The organism is Salegentibacter tibetensis, assembly GCF_020164485.1.
Lineage (GTDB): Bacteria > Bacteroidota > Bacteroidia > Flavobacteriales > Flavobacteriaceae > Salegentibacter > Salegentibacter tibetensis.
Window position 1 is genome coordinate 1 of sequence record NZ_JAIQZA010000004.1, and the last position, 15,894, is coordinate 15,894.

At 38.6% G+C, this 15,894-nt stretch carries 9 protein-coding genes; all 9 read left to right on the forward strand.

The genetic code is table 11. The features are described 5' to 3' along the window. Positions 1 to 658: 658 nt before the first annotated feature. The 9 genes from LB467_RS02905 to LB467_RS02945 all read left to right on the forward strand — a co-directional run bounded on the left by LB467_RS02905 (position 659) and on the right by LB467_RS02945 (position 15,894). Entirely contained in the window at positions 659 to 1,228 is a 570-nt protein-coding gene (locus LB467_RS02905) for an LbetaH domain-containing protein (protein ID WP_224472521.1), read from the forward strand. Further along, positions 1,225 to 2,124 (forward strand): glycosyltransferase family 2 protein, encoded by a 900-nt coding sequence (locus LB467_RS02910; protein WP_224472522.1) that lies wholly within the window; start codon positions 1,225 to 1,227, stop codon positions 2,122 to 2,124. Before LB467_RS02905 ends, LB467_RS02910 begins: the two co-directional genes overlap by 4 nt. A 48-nt stretch (positions 2,125 to 2,172) precedes the next feature. Continuing rightward, positions 2,173 to 3,144 (forward strand): UDP-glucuronic acid decarboxylase family protein, encoded by a 972-nt coding sequence (locus LB467_RS02915; RefSeq protein ID WP_224472523.1) that lies wholly within the window; start codon positions 2,173 to 2,175, stop codon positions 3,142 to 3,144. A gap of 371 nt (positions 3,145 to 3,515) precedes the next feature. Next, the gene (locus tag LB467_RS02920; RefSeq protein ID WP_224472524.1) at positions 3,516 to 3,701 is read left to right on the forward strand and encodes a hypothetical protein; all 186 of its coding nucleotides are present in this window, start codon (positions 3,516 to 3,518) and stop codon (positions 3,699 to 3,701) included. 47 nt (positions 3,702 to 3,748) lie between these two features. Beyond that, positions 3,749 to 4,522: a glycosyltransferase family 2 protein gene (locus LB467_RS02925; RefSeq protein WP_224472525.1), complete on the forward strand. Its 774-nt coding sequence runs from the start codon at positions 3,749 to 3,751 to the stop codon at positions 4,520 to 4,522. A 63-nt stretch (positions 4,523 to 4,585) separates the two neighbouring features. After that, positions 4,586 to 5,908: an exopolysaccharide biosynthesis polyprenyl glycosylphosphotransferase gene (locus LB467_RS02930; RefSeq protein WP_224472643.1), complete on the forward strand. Its 1,323-nt coding sequence runs from the start codon at positions 4,586 to 4,588 to the stop codon at positions 5,906 to 5,908. 61 nt (positions 5,909 to 5,969) lie between these two features. Beyond that, positions 5,970 to 6,749: a polysaccharide biosynthesis/export family protein gene (locus tag LB467_RS02935; protein ID WP_224472526.1), complete on the forward strand. Its 780-nt coding sequence runs from the start codon at positions 5,970 to 5,972 to the stop codon at positions 6,747 to 6,749. 2 nt (positions 6,750 to 6,751) lie between these two features. After that, positions 6,752 to 9,124 (forward strand): GumC family protein, encoded by a 2,373-nt coding sequence (locus LB467_RS02940; RefSeq protein WP_224472527.1) that lies wholly within the window; start codon positions 6,752 to 6,754, stop codon positions 9,122 to 9,124. Positions 9,125 to 9,411: 287 nt separating this feature from the next. Next, complete coding sequence (locus LB467_RS02945) at positions 9,412 to 15,894, forward strand: malectin domain-containing carbohydrate-binding protein (RefSeq protein ID WP_224472528.1); 6,483 nt, start codon at positions 9,412 to 9,414, stop codon at positions 15,892 to 15,894.

A 15,894-nucleotide genomic window follows, 5' to 3' on the forward strand; every position in this document is an offset into this window, starting at 1 on the left:
CATCCGGCAAAGCTCCAATCATTTCCCCTAATTTAATTTCAAATCGAAAAATATTTCAATGAACGTTTATCCTTTATATAGTCATACTTCCCAATGATTCACATACTCCTTAACCGGACACTAGTAACTTAATAATGATATCACAGGTTATTTCTGGGGGAAACTTTTTAAAAGAGAATTATTAACAGATATGGATTATGATGTGCCTCAACTTTTGCAGGAGGATGTGCTGGCCAATCTTCATATTTTCTTAAACAAAAAAGTGAAGATTGCTTATGAATCTACACCTATTTACAATTACATAAATCATGGAAACTCTGCGAATTTTTAAAAAATCCTTTTTTTATAGAAGATGTTTTTGCATTCATCGAGATCACCAAAAAATTGCTTGAAGAAGCTAATTTGTTCTACAAACTTGAAGATAATTTTAGGTTATTCACTTGCAGAAACTGGATTGTTTACTCCCGGCTTGGAGGAAAACTGGCAAAGAATAAGAAATTCAGAGGTGATTTCTATAGTGAAAATTTTACTGTATACGCCAAATTCAACCCTGCAAGAAATCATAAAATAAATATGATTGGGTATACGGATCACAATTATTTTAGATGAATAACAATCCATTCCAAGTAGTGATTAAACAGATTAATACATTGAAATTATGTCGGAAATTATAAACCAAAAGGAGCTAGTTGATTTGTCCCGGTATGACTTTAGCTTTAGTTTGGCCAATAAATTGGGGCGAGTACTTTGGAACGTGTGTTACTGGATATTTTTTCGTCCATTTAACCTGGAACTCTTTAAAGGCTGGAGGAGATTTATTCTAAGATCATTTGGGGCGAAAATAGGAAAGAATTCTGGCGTATATGCAAGTGCCAAAATTTGGGCACCCTGGAATCTTGAGATGGGGAATCATTCAAACATAGGCCCTCAGGTAGATTGTTATAATCAGGGGAAAATTATTATTGGTAATCAAACTGTGATTTCTCAAAAGTGCTATTTGTGTGCATCTTCCCATGATCATACTATTTCCAATTTCCCTTTAATCTTAAAACCTATTACCATTGATAATCAAGTGTGGATCGCAGCTGCTGCTTTTATAGGCCCTGGGGTACATATAGGCGAAGGTGCCGTGATTGGAGCCAAAAGTGCAGTTTTTAAAGAAGTTAACTCCTGGAGTGTTGTTGGGGGAAATCCTGCAAAATTTATCAAAAAACGCGAGATATTATGAAGAAGTTACCAGTAACGGTTATCATTCCTGTAAAAAATGAAGAATGCAATTTACCACATTGTTTGAAAATGCTAAAGGATTTTGATCAGGTGATGGTTGTAGATTCCTACAGTAAAGATCAAACGGTGAAAATTGCAGAAGAATTTGGTGTAGAAATACATCAATTTTCCTGGGACGGAAAATTTCCTAAAAAAAGGAACTGGGTACTCAGAAATTTACCGATAAACAATGAATGGGTACTTTTTCTGGATGCAGATGAATTCCTCACAGAAGATTTTAAACAAGAGTTAATTCAAAAAATTAAGGATGCTTCCATCTCAGGTTATTGGATTCCTTATACAAACTATTTTATGGGCAAGGAATTGAGATATGGTGAAAGTTTTAAGAAGCTCGCCCTATTTAAGTTTGGAGAAGGGGAATACGAAAAGATTGATGAAGATTACTGGAGCCATTTGGACATGGAAGTGCACGAACACATTCTAGTAAAAGGACGGGTAGGAAAGTTTAAATCTTATGTTGTACATAACGATTACAAAAATCTTGAAGCTTACATAAAGCGACATAACGCTTATTCTACCTGGGAGACACATCGATTCTTTTCCATTGAAAAAAATGGATTTAAGGGCCTTGATGGCAAACAGCTTTTAAAATACCGTTTAATTCAATTGGGATTGCTACCAATCTTTTGTTTTCTGGGGGGGTATTTTTTAAAGCTAGGATTTTTAGATGGGATAGAAGGTTTTTATTTTGCCCAATATAGAGCAAGTTATTTTTATCAAGTACAAATGAAAATTAAAGAAATAGGAAGCAAACAAATTAAAAACACGGGGGAACCAATACGATTATCATTAAGCCAACCTAAGTGTGAAAGAGTAGTCGAGGATTACACCAAATAGTCCGAAAGAAAGAGGTGAGAATACATAAAAACTATAAAATAAAAAAATATGAAAAGAATACTAATAACTGGAGGAGCTGGGTTTATAGGATCTCACCTTTGTAATAGACTATTAAAAGAAGGGAATGAAGTTATTTGTTTGGATAATTATTTTACTGGTAATAAGAGAAATATTATTACTCTTATGGATAATCCTTATTTTGAAGTGGTACGCCATGATATTACTACACCGTTTTTTATTGAAGTTGATGAAATATATAATCTGGCCTGTCCTGCCTCACCGGTTCACTACCAGTATAACCCAATTAAAACTACCAAAACTTCTGTGATGGGGGCCATAAATATGTTGGGGCTGGCCAAAAGAGTTAAGGCTCGGGTTTTACAGGCAAGCACCAGCGAGGTATATGGAGATCCGGAAATTCACCCTCAACCTGAAGACTATTGGGGCAATGTAAACCCAATTGGCCCCCGGTCCTGTTATGATGAGGGGAAACGTTGTGCAGAAACTCTGTTTATGGATTATCACAACCAAAATGGAGTGGATGTTAAGATTATTCGAATTTTTAATACCTATGGACCCAATATGAATCCCGATGATGGCCGGGTGGTCTCTAATTTTATTGTGCAGGTACTTAAAGGAGACGATATTACGATCTTTGGGAATGGAAAGCAAACCCGTTCTTTTCAATATGTAGATGATCTTATAGAAGGAATGCTAAGAATGATGAATACTCCCCGGGGTTTTACAGGACCTGTGAACTTAGGAAATAAACAGAAATTTACTATGCTAGAACTGGCAGAGAACATACTTGCAATAACAGGATCTACATCAAAGATTATTTTTAAGCCTTTACCCAAGGATGACCCCAGGCAAAGACAACCTGATACTACCCTGGCAAAAGATCAGCTTAATGGGTGGGAAGCAAGAATTCCATTAAAAGAAGGTTTAGCCCGAACTATAGATTATTTTGAAACATTTCTTAGTACAAAAAGAACTATGGAACCCTCAATATCCCATTAAAAAAAATCTTGAATTATTTCATTAGATACTTTTAACTATCTGAATGTTAAAGTTTTATATTAAATTTTGTTTTTGTTTTCTTCTTTGGAAGAAAGTAAGTATCTTACAGGTAGCTGTTATCCCGTAAAGGCGAACAGCTAATTTCCCCACCTTAGGCTTAAGCAGTAAACTTACCCCGTTTAGTTAATACTTGTCTATAGAACTTTAAATATATAGACTTTCCCTCCCCCCACTTATTTTGTGTATTTCAACAAGCTTATATAGCCCCGTCCCAAGGAACCCCTATTATTATGTTTTTAATTTATTGAAGCACCTTACTGTCTATAAATAGCTGTTTGTGATTTATTTTAAAATTTTTAAAACCATTAGTTATGAAACGTGGATCTTTTCTTCTTACGCTTTCTGTGCTGGCCCACCTGTTTATAGTGGATTTGGTTTATTATTTTTTAAATCCTTCTATATCAGTAAGTTTTATTGCAATTCTGAGTTATAATATCGCCTGGTTAGTTGTTGCAGTGATGGTAAAAAAACAAATTAATGATCAACGTAGAAGTTGAGGCAAAATATAAGTTTTTTATTTCTTAATAAACTAAAACTATGCTTTATGAAGGTATCAATTATCACTATTGTCTATAACCGTGCACACTGTATTGCCCATTGCATAGAATCTGTCCTTAGCCAAACCTATAAAGATATAGAACATGTAATTGTAGACGGGGCATCGACAGATGGAACTTCAGAAATAATTGAAACTTACAGAAAAAAACTTGGATTTTATATTTCAGAAAAGGACGAGGGTATGTATTATGCGCTTAATAAAGGAATAAAACACGCTACCGGAGATATTATAGGAATCCTCAATTCTGATGACTTTTTTTATCAATCGGATACTGTCTGTAAGATCGTGAATGGTTTTTTAGTTTCCGGAGCAGACCTGGTTTACGCAAAAGGTTTGTATGTAGACAAAGAAAATCCTTCCAAAATCAGACGAATTTATTCATCGGGACCCTTTAAAAAGAGAAATTTGGGATCTGGCTGGATACCTCTCCATACAACAATCTTTGTTCGCAGAGAGATCTTCTATAGGTATGGAGTATATAACTCCAGATACAGAATTGCCAGTGATTATGAAATCTCCCTACGTTGGTTTCAAAATGATGATATTAAAAAAATGTTCCTAGATGAATGGGTCGTTAAAATGAGGATGGGAGGTTTAAGCACTTCTGCCAAACTACAAATTAAAAAATCCAGAGAAGATCTCAGTATTATTAAGCACAATCATTTGAACGGCTTATTTACCCTGGGATGTAAAATTGGCAGGAAAATACCTCAATATATCATTCCTCAAATCCCCGTATTACGCAACTCCTTTTATTAGGAAAAAATTTTGAAATAATACATTATAAAAGATTGAATTGCAATGAAGTGGTCCCGGTTTATAATGCCATTTTCGCTGGTGGCCCATTTGGTAACAATAAATCTCACATTGTATTTATTGACTCCGCATACCTATCTTAATTTATATGCGATAATCTGGTATAATTTGTCCTGGCTTTTTATTTCTGCAGGCTTAAATTTCTATTCAGTTGAAAGAAAGGAACGATTTAGAACAGAATTTCACAAATTTTTACGTCACTATCACATCTTTACAATGGCTTATTTTACTCTTTTTGCTTTTATGCGATTTGAGTTTTCTATAGGCTATCAAATTTTTGTTTTGAGTTTCCTGCTTTTTCTACTCACCTTTTATCGGTGGTTCTTCTTCTCGGTAAGAAGGTTATACAGGCTTGAAGGAGGAAATTATGTAAATGTAGTTGTTATAGGAAGAGACAAAAATATAAAAGTTATTAAAAAGGTCTTTTCTGAGCCAGATTTTGCATATCGCTATAATGGCTATTTTGATAATAAAAAATCTACAAATAAAGATTATCTGGGAAGTGTAGATCAGTGCCATGATTTTATTCTTAAAAACCAGATCGATGAAATCTATTGCATGGTTTCTCAACTTTCAAGTTCAGAGCTACGTAACTTAATAGATTTTGCAGACAACAACCTAAAACGGATAAAACTGGTTCCAGATAATAAAGAAATCTTTACCAGAGCTATGAATGTAGAATTATATGGAACTGTTCCTGTTCTTAATTTAAGGAATTCACCTCTGGAGATGAATTATGCAAAATACGGGAAACGTTTCTTTGATATTATATTTTCCTCCCTGGTGCTTGTTTTTATTTTATCCTGGCTTATTCCTGTGCTTTATATAATTATGAGAATGGAATCCGAGGAATCTTTATTTTTTAAACAATTAAGACATGGCTATAATAAGAAACCTTTTTGGTGCTACAAATTCCGTTCTATGGCTATAAACAAGGTGTCAAATACCAGGATGTGTACCAAAAATGATCCCCGGGTGACCAGGATAGGTAAAATTCTTAGGAGGACAAGTATCGATGAATTACCTCAATTCATAAATGTTTTATTAGGGCAAATGAGTGTAGTGGGGCCAAGACCTCATATGGAAATTCACACCCTGCAATTCGCCCGGTCTGTAGACAAATATCTTGTACGGCATTTTGCTAAACCAGGTATTACAGGACTGGCACAAATAAAGGGTTATCGCGGAGAAATCACCTGTGAAGCCGATATCATTAACCGAACAAGACTTGATATTTTTTATTTGGAAAAGTGGAGCCCCCTACTGGATCTAAAAATAATCTACTATACCATTTTTAATACAATTACTGGGGATGAAAAAGCTTTTTAACCCCCCTTTTCAATAAGAACGTTAATTAATTGACTTTTATTAACTCCTTAAACAAAACATTATGATCTATAGTAATTTTTTTAAGCGACCTGTCCTTTTCTTATTACTCCTTTTTATAATCTCTTCCTGTGTTTCCCGAAAAGAGATGGTTTATTTTCAGGATATTGAGCAATTAAGAAAAAGTGAAAACAGGAGGTCAGGAAATAACCTGGAGATCCAACCAGATGATGTTTTAACCATTCGGGTATCGGCCCCGGAGCAAGAGGCTGCTCTTCCTTTTAACCTGACAAAATCTATAACATCTCAGGAAAGAATAATGGGGGAGGTGGAACTGGAAACTTATCTCGTCTCGAATGAGGGTACAATAGAGTTTCCAGTTATAGGTACAATAGAGGTTAAAGGTTTAACGAATATTGAGTTGGCAAAAAAAATTCAGGACAAAATCAGGTCATATGTAAAGGATCCCATTGTAAATGTAAGAATTCTTAATTTTCAAATTAGCGTTTTAGGAGAAGTGAATAATCCAGGAACATTTTCTATAGAAGATGATCATATCACATTATCTAAAGCACTTTCTATGGCCGGCGATCTTACCATTTTTGGTAAACGCAATAACATTCTTGTAATGGGTGAGGATGGTGATCATAAAACCTACGCCTACCTTGATCTCACCAATGCAAATGTGGTAAATTCTCCCCATTATAACTTGAGACAGAACGATGTGATATATGTGGAGCCAAGAGGTACAAGAAGGCAATCTGCCGGTTCTACAGGTCTGGCTTCAACTTATCTTTCCATTGTATCTGTTCTCGCGTCACTTGTAATATTGATAACCAAATAATTATGGCTTCTCTAAATAATCATTCCGGAAAATCTCATCTTGAAAAAGTAAATATGAGAAAAGAAATTAATCGATATTTAAAAAACTGGCCATGGTTTTTACTCTGTCTGGTACTTTGCCTGGCTTTGGCCTTTTTTTACCTTAGGTATACTACTCCCTTATACAATGCCAAAGCAACTGTAATTATAAAAGATGAATCTTCCAAAGGGCCTGAATCTGCAATATATGCTGATCTTAATCTTCTTATGGGCTCAGGAACCAAGAATATTGAAAATGAAATTGCAATCCTACGTTCAAGAAGATTAATGCACGATGTTGTAAAATCCCTTAATCTGCATATCCAGTATTTTATAGAAGGTAGGTTTAATGCTATAGAAGTATATGAAAACGCACCTATTGCTATACAGGTTCTTCAATTGGATGAAAAGGAATTAAAGAAGGCCGGAGGAGTAAGGCTGGAAATTTCAGCTACAGACAATAATTTTTTCAGGGTTTTACATATAAATAGGAATAAGGTATATAAAGTAGAAGCTGGCACTCCGTTTAATATTGGATTTGCAGATCTGGTAATAAAATCGGGGAACCTTGAAGAGAAATTTTATGGAACAACCATTGTACAATTTTCTGAAATAGAAAAGATGGCTTCTCATTACAGAAGTCAAATATCATTTATACAGGAAGATAATAATTCCAATTTAATTGAACTGGTGCTTTCAGATCCCGTTAAGGAAAAAGCCCGGGATATTCTTGATCAATTAATACTTGAGTTTAACCGTTCAGCAATAGAAGATAAAAACCTTATTGCAGGAAATACCGCAAATTTTATAAATGAACGCCTCACTATCATCAATATGGAATTAGATTCTGTTGAAACAGGAAAAGAAATTTTTAAGGAAGAAAATCAACTTACAGATATACAGGCAGAATCCCAGATGTTCATACAAAATGCCAGTGATTACAACAAGAAGCGCCAGGAGGTAAGCACACAGCTTGAGCTGGCAAATGCTATGCTGGAGTATATATCTACAAACACGAAAAATGACCTATTACCTTCTAATTTAGGACTTTCTGATGGGGGGGTTACCGGACAAATAGATGAATATAATGACCTGGTTTTACATCGTAACCGTCTCCTGGCAGGTTCCAGTGAAAAGAACCCAATAGTTATAAAACTTAACAGCCAGATTGATCAGATTAAAGGAAACGTTATGCAGAGTTTAAACAGGATGCGGTCTAATCTTCAGATTAGTCAGGAAGATCTTAACCGCCAGGCCTCCAGTATTGGGTCAAAAATTTATGCGGTACCTTCAAAAGAAAGACAATATAGAGGGATTGAGAGACAACAAAGTATAAAAGAAACCCTGTACTTATTTCTTTTACAGAAAAGAGAAGAAAACTCCCTTGCAATGGCTGTGACTGAACCTAAGGCCAAAATAGTAGACAGGGCATATTTTAATGAATTCCCAATATTTCCTAATCCCAGAAGTATATATTTAGGTTCTGTTATTTTAGGTTTATTTTTTCCATTTTCCGTTATTTATTTAAAAGGAATGCTGGATAATAAAATAAGAAAGAGATCAGATATTGAAGCCTTTACATCCAGTATAGCTGTGGTAGGAGAAATTCCACGCTTAAAAAAATCAAATGAATTAATAAAAATTAATGACCGTTCCATGCTGGCAGAATCATTCCGGATCCTGAATACAAACCTTCAATACCTTCTGGTACACTTAAAAGAAAAAGTAGTAGCAAAAACCTTATTAATTACATCCTCTGTTAAAGGAGAAGGCAAAACATTTACAGCCATCAACTTAAGCATTACCCTTGCCAATACGTCTAAAAGAGTCCTTTTAATTGGGGCAGACCTTAGAAGCCCGAAACTTCAGTCACTGCCTATTGATAAAGAGAAGAAACGGGGGCTTAGTGATTATTTGGTGGACGAAGATCTGCGGCTGGCAAGCCTTATAAGTAAATCTAACCTTCACCCTAATATAGATGTCCTTTTATCAGGAAGTATCCCGCCCAATCCCTATGAATTGCTTAAAACGGAGAAGGTAGGATCCATGTTTAACACTCTTAAAAGTCAATATGATTATATAATTATAGATACAGCACCCTCCATGCTGGTAGCAGACACTTTTATGTTAACTCAATATGCCGATCTTGTGTTATATATGGTACGAGCGGGGCATACAGAAAAAGAATTACTGGAATTCCCGGTCCAGGCCAAAGATAAAGGAAGGATAAATCAACTGTGTTTTGTTCTTAACAATGTTAGCAATTCAAACCTTGGGTATGGCAATAAATATGGCTATGGCTATGGGGTAGAAAAGAAAAGCAAATGGCATGGGTTTAAACATCCAGTACCATCTTAAATGAGAAACGTTTTCTCTTTTTATCAAGATTTGATATTCATGTTTTTAGTTAAAGAGACAAATTACTGTTCCTTGTAAAAACATAAATTTTTACAGTTCGTTACGAAATAAGGCTTTGAACTGAAAGTCTTATCGCACTTTACATATTATATAGATACAGGCTCCCCAATACTTCTATAAAAGGCTGATATAAAATTAATTCTTCGGGATTAATTCCAGCTTTCCATTTTGCCGCCAATTGGCTTTTAAAATCTATTAGTTCACTATTTAATTTAATTTTTTTCGATATGAAAACGTTCTACTCAAACTCTGTATTGTTGGTGACAATTTTCTGGTCACTCTTATTCTCCGTAACAATTTCACCAGGTGTTTTTGCCCAAAGTTTTTCCCAGAATAATATCAACTTTAATGGCAAGGGCTCCGTTAATAACGTTACATCCATGTCATTTGGGCCAGATGGGCGACTTTATGTGACAGAATATGTGGGAATTATAAAGGTTTTTACCCTGGAAAGAAACGGTCCAGGGGATTACATTGTCACCCACATGGAGGAATTAAAAGAAATTCAGGCTATCCAGGATCACAATGATGACGGCAGTCTTTACTCCAGCACTATGCGTGAAACTATAGGTATAGTGGTAGTGGGAACCGCAACACAACCTATAGTTTATGTTTCCTCCAGTGATTTCCGTATTGGAGGCGGTGGAGGAGGAGGCAGTGGAGATGTGAACCTGGATACAAATTCCGGAATCATTACCCGTTTTAGCTGGAATGGAACCAGTTGGGATGTGGTGGATATCGTAAGAGGTTTGCCTAGATCAGAAGAAAATCATGCAACCAATGGTTTGGATTTTGCTACTGTGAATGGAGAAGATTACCTTATTGTTGCCCAGGGTGGAAACACTAATGCCGGCGCACCCTCCACTAATTTCGCATATCTCACGGAATATGCACTTTCTGCCGCTGTACTTTCCGTAAATCTTACCCAACTTGAGGCAATGCCTATACTTGATGACAATGGTAGAAAATATATTTACGACCTCCCTACCCTTGATGACCCTACCCGTTCCAATGTAAATGGAATTACAGATCCTGATGACCCTAATTATGATGGTATTGATATTAATGATCCATTTGGAGGAAACGACGGTTTAAATCAGGCAATTATAGTGCCGGGAGGCCCGGTACAAATCTTTTCCCCCGGTTATCGCAATACTTACGATTTAGTTGTTACCGAAAATGGAGCTGTGTACGTTACAGATAATGGTGCTAATGGAGGTTGGGGTGGATTCCCCGTTAATGAAGGTGGTGGAGATGCCAATAATGATTACGACCCTAACGAACCGGGTAGTACCACGGCCACAGCTGATGGTGAAATAGTAAATAATAAAGATCACCTGACTATGGTAACTCCGGATATCCAGAATTATCAATTTGGAAGCTTCTATGGAGGTCATCCAACCCCGGTAAGGGCTAATCCATTTGGTGCAGGTCTTTATACCAGTCCTGCTGCAACTGGGACTGAAGGCGCTATTTTTAGAACTCAAATCTACGATCCCGATGGATCAAGACCGGGCTCTACTACAGATCCTTCAGTAGGACTTCCTGCCAACTGGCCTCCTGTTCAGGTGGCCAATCCGGTGGAAGGGGATTATCGTGGCCCGGGAGACCCTAATCCTGATGGCCCTGAGGATCAGCTGGTTACTATTTGGGGCACCAATACCAACGGAATTGCCGAATATACCGCTTCGAATTTTGAGGGTGCTATGAAAGGCAATCTTATTGCAGGGGTGAATACGGGAGAATTGCGACGCGTAGAATTAAATCCTGACGGAACTTTGTTGCAACTAACCCCCTCTTTCGCTTCAGGGCTGGGAGGCAATGCGCTGGGGGTGGCATGTAACGGTGACAATGATCCTTTTCCAGGAACTATTTGGGTTGGCACATTGGATGGGGGATTAATTGTACTGGAACCTCAGGATTTTGTGACTTGTGTTGGACCGGATGATCCGGAATATGACCCTCTTGCAGATTATGATTATGATGGCTATACCAATCAGGATGAAGTAGATAATGGCACAGATCCCTGTAATGGAGGTTCTCAGCCAAATGATTTTGATAAAGCTGCAGGGGCACCGTTAATTTCAGACCTTAATGATCCAGATGATGATAGTGATGGAATCCCGGATGCTGAAGATCCGTTTCAGTTAGGCGATCCTCTTACAACTGGAAGCGATGCCTTTTTACTTCCTGTGGTAAACGAACTTTTTTCCAGTAATCCTGATTTAAAAGGATATATGGGGTTGGGGATGACCGGATTAATGAATAATGCTGATCCTAATCCCAACTGGTTAAACTGGCTGGACCGCCGTGATGACCCTAACGACCCCAATCCCAATGATATTCTTGGAGGTGCAATTGGCGCTATGACCATGCAAATGACTTCGGGCACCGCTCTTGGGATCAGTAATAATCAGGAAAAAGGTTTTCAATATGGAGTACAGGTAGATCAATCTACAGGTGTTTTTACCGTAACAGGCGGCCTGTTTAATTTCGATGCTCCCTTGCAATTATATGGGCATCCCGATGCACCAAACGGGGAGTTAGGAATATTTATTGGAACTGGTTTTCAGGACAATTATATAAAATATGTTCTTACTAAAAACGGGCTGACTATCCAGCAGGAATTAAATGATGTTCCTCTGCAACCTTTACAAGTCGCGATTCCTATAGAGGGCCGCCCACAGTCTGGAGCTGCACTCTTTTTTGTGATAGATCCTGCCTCGGGTAATATAGACTTCGAATATGCATTTGACACCGGTCCCCGTATTTTAGCAGGTTCCATGATAGCTCAGGGAGCTATACTTGAAGCTATACAAATGGCAGGGAAGGATTTGGCGGTTGGTTTAATAGGAACTTCCAATGCCTCCGGGGTAGAAATAGAGGGAACCTGGGATTATCTTAATGTAACGGGAAAAAAACCCTATATTGTTAAATTTATTGAAGATATAGAAGCTTATGTAGGAACTACGGGTACAGAAATAGATCTTCATCAGTATTTTGGGGATGACGAGGGTGTCGAAAATCTGTCATATTCGATTATAGAGAATATTGATCCTTCAATTGGTGCCAGTATATCAGGTAGTATCCTTAGCCTTGTCTATCCTTCTTCCGCTGCCCAAACCCAGATTACGATAAGAGCAACGGATACGCATGCCAATTATATTGATCAGAATTTTACAGTGACTGTTCTTGATCAAATGTCGGTTCTCTACCGGGTGAATGCGGGCGGAGTGGCGACAGCTGCTATAGATGGTGAACTGGATTGGGGAGGAGATACCTCCGGTGCCAACTCTCCTTATCTTTCTGTTGCCGGGAGCAATAGTACCGCCTCCTTCGGGATGACGGGTTATACTTCTGAGGTAGACCAGAATACCACTCCTGTAAGCATATTTGATACTGAGCGGTATGACGGTAATTCGGGTGCTCCTAATTTGACCTATACCTTCCCTGTTTCTGAGCCAGGGAATTATGAGGTTCGTTTGTACATGGGCAATGGTTATTCGGGTACATCAGAGCCAGGCACACGTATTTTTGATGTTGCCATAGAAGGGGTGATATATTCGGGATTGAACGATCTTGATCTTTCGGGTACTTTCGGTCATCAGATAGGGGCGGTAGTGACCCAGACCGTAGAGGTAATTGATGGCGCAATAGATATTGTTTTTCTTCATGGCAGCATAGAAAATCCATTGGTAAATGGAATAGAGATTCTTGGATCTGCTGCGATAGATACTCCCATTGAAGTAGCCTCTATAGCAGATCAGACAAATTTTGAAAATGATATTCTTGACGGTAGCCTTGTGGTATCTGCCAGTGGTGGGGATGGGAATTTATCATACGCTATGTCAGGGCAACCTGCCGGTGTGACTATTGAACCTACAAACGGACAAATTGGAGGTGTTTTGGATGCAGGATCTGCAGTAGGTAGTCCGTATACCGTGATTGTTACAGTAGATGACAGCGATGCGGAAACCAGTGATGCGGTCACTACCAGCTTCACCTGGACAGTTTATTCGGGAGATCCTATTGTTGTACAAGAGCTTCCTGATTTGGAAAGGATCATCGTAGCAGCAAATGAAGATATTAATTTAAATACTTATTTCGATGATAATAATGGGGTGGAGAATTTAGTTTATACAGTAACAGGAAATACCGATCCGGCTATTTCAGCGGTTATTTCGGCTAATATACTAACCCTGAGTTATCCTGATTCTCCAGCAGTTTCAGAAATCACTATTCGTGCTACAGACGCGGATGCTAATTTTGTGGAACAGAGTTTTATGGTAAGCCTTAGCGAAGCTGTTCTTGTTTTGTACCGGGTAAACAGTGGAGGCTCTGCTATAGCTGCTATAGATGGTGAACTGGATTGGGGAGGAGATACCTCCGGTGCCAACTCTCCTTATCTTTCTGTTGCCGGGAGCAATAATACCGCCTCCTTCGGGATGACGGGTTATACTTCTGAAGTTGACCAAAATACGACTCCCGTTAGCATATTTGACACTGAGCGATATGATGATAAATCGGGTGCTCCTAATATGACCTATACCTTCCCTGTTTCTGAGCCAGGGAATTATGAGGTTCGTTTGTACATGGGCAATGGTTATTCGGGTACATCAGAGCCAGGCACACGTATTTTTGATGTTGCCATAGAAGGGGTGATATATTCGGGATTGAACGATCTTGATCTTTCGGGTACTTTCGGTCATCAGATAGGGGCGGTAGTGACCCAGACCGTAGAGGTAATTGATGGCGCAATAGATATTGTTTTTCTTCATGGCAGCATAGAAAATCCATTGGTAAATGGAATAGAGATTCTTGGATCTGCTGCGATAGATACTCCCATTGAAGTAGCCTCTATAGCAGATCAGACAAATTATGAGAGTGATGTACTTGACGGCAGCCTTGTGGTATCTGCCAGCGGCGGCGATGGATCTTTGGTGTATTCAATGACCGGGGCACCGGCCGGGGTTAGCATTGATCCTGCAACCGGGGTGATAAGTGGAACCATAGATGCAGGAGCCTCCTTAAATAGTCCTTATGCAGTAACGGTTAGTGTAGATGATAGTGATGAGGATACCACAGATGCTGTGAGCACCGGGTTTACCTGGACAATTCTTTCTGGAGACCCCGTAATTACCGCAGTACTGCCCGACCTGGAACGCTTTACCAGTGATCCTGATGATATAATCGATTTAAACCTTCACTTTGATGACAACGATGGGGTAGAGAATTTAGTTTATACTGTAAAAGGAAATACCGATCCTGCTATCTCGGCGGTTATCTCGGCTAATTTACTTACCCTGAGTTATCCTAATTCACCAGCCATTGCAGAGATCACTATTCGCGCCACAGATACCCATTCAAATTTTGTGGAGCAAAGCTTTACTGTAACAGTTTCGGAAGAGACTTCGCAAACCCCCATTGAAGTAGCACCTATTGCCGATCAGACAAATTATGAGCATGATATACTCGACGGCAGCCTAATGGTATCTGCTACCGGAGGCGATGGAGCTTTGGTGTATTCGATGACCGGGGCACCAGCCGGGGTGGGCATTGATCCTGCAACCGGGGTGATAAGTGGAACCATAGATGCAGGAGCCTCCTTAAATAGTCCTTATGCGGTAACGGTTACTGTAGATGATAGTGATGAGGATACCACAGATGCTGTGAGCACCGGGTTTACCTGGACAATTCTTTCTGGAGACCCCGTAATTACCGCAGTACTGCCCGACTTGGAACGCTTTACCGGAGATCTCGATGAGAACATCGATTTGAACCTTCACTTTGATGACAACGATGGGGTAGAGAATTTGGTTTATACTGTAACAGGAAATACCGATCCTTCCATTGGAGCTGTTATTACCGGTAACTGGTTGACGCTAAGTTACCCTGCAGATCCTGCAATAGCTGATATTACCATCAGGGCCACAGATGCTTATGATAATTTCGTGGAACAGATATTTACAGTAAATGTTATAGAAGTTGCCTATCAGGGATGTACAGCTGAATTTTGGGCGGGAACTTCCAATTGGTGCAGTACTTACAAACCTACAGATAGCTTCTTTACAGTCTTTGGAATAACTAACAAACGAGGTTTAGGTGGAAAAACCGGTACTTTAACTCTTCAGGAAGCATTGCAAAGCAGAGGAAGTGGGTACAATAAGCTAGCCAAACAAGGTACTGCTGCCTTGCTAAATGCTTGTTCCATCTCCGTTAATTATCAATATCCGGAAGCACAGATAAAGGCTGAGGTGCAGGATGCATTTAATAACACCTCTTATAATAACTCCTATGCAAACCAGTTAAGCCGTGTTTACGAAACTGCCAACAATGCAGGATGTCCTTCAGAAGAAATATCTTTAATGGCCTCAAAATCTTATGAAACTATAGATAAAGAGGCTGAGCCGTCACTTTACGAGGAGGAACCGGCAGTGGAAGAGTCCATAAGCATTAAATTGTATCCTAACCCTGCAAACGCAGAGGTTTATTTTCAGGCTTCCCATTCTTCTGTAAAAATCAATGCTGTGGCTTTGTACGATTATAATGGAAGGTATATAAGAATCTTCACTACCGGCCAAGACCTTACCTATGAGGGTAAAGAGAGATATATGTTTAACATTTCAGGAATGCCTAACGGTGTATATATCCTAAAAGTCTCTACGGAGAGTTCTAGAGTATTCACTTTCAGGTTTATCAAAAAGGATTAA

Excerpts from the sequence above, each read along its gene's own strand:
- LB467_RS02905 (WP_224472521.1), top strand. The coding sequence starts at position 659 with ATGTCGGAAATTATAAACCAAAAGGAGCTAGTTGATTTGTCCCGGTAT.
- LB467_RS02910 (WP_224472522.1), top strand. The coding sequence starts at position 1,225 with ATGAAGAAGTTACCAGTAACGGTTATCATTCCTGTAAAAAATGAAGAA.
- LB467_RS02915 (WP_224472523.1), top strand. The coding sequence starts at position 2,173 with ATGAAAAGAATACTAATAACTGGAGGAGCTGGGTTTATAGGATCTCAC.
- LB467_RS02920 (WP_224472524.1), top strand. The coding sequence starts at position 3,516 with ATGAAACGTGGATCTTTTCTTCTTACGCTTTCTGTGCTGGCCCACCTG.
- LB467_RS02925 (WP_224472525.1), top strand. The coding sequence starts at position 3,749 with ATGAAGGTATCAATTATCACTATTGTCTATAACCGTGCACACTGTATT.
- LB467_RS02930 (WP_224472643.1), top strand. The coding sequence starts at position 4,586 with ATGCCATTTTCGCTGGTGGCCCATTTGGTAACAATAAATCTCACATTG.
- LB467_RS02935 (WP_224472526.1), top strand. The coding sequence starts at position 5,970 with ATGATCTATAGTAATTTTTTTAAGCGACCTGTCCTTTTCTTATTACTC.
- LB467_RS02940 (WP_224472527.1), top strand. The coding sequence starts at position 6,752 with ATGGCTTCTCTAAATAATCATTCCGGAAAATCTCATCTTGAAAAAGTA.
- LB467_RS02945 (WP_224472528.1), top strand. The coding sequence starts at position 9,412 with ATGAAAACGTTCTACTCAAACTCTGTATTGTTGGTGACAATTTTCTGG.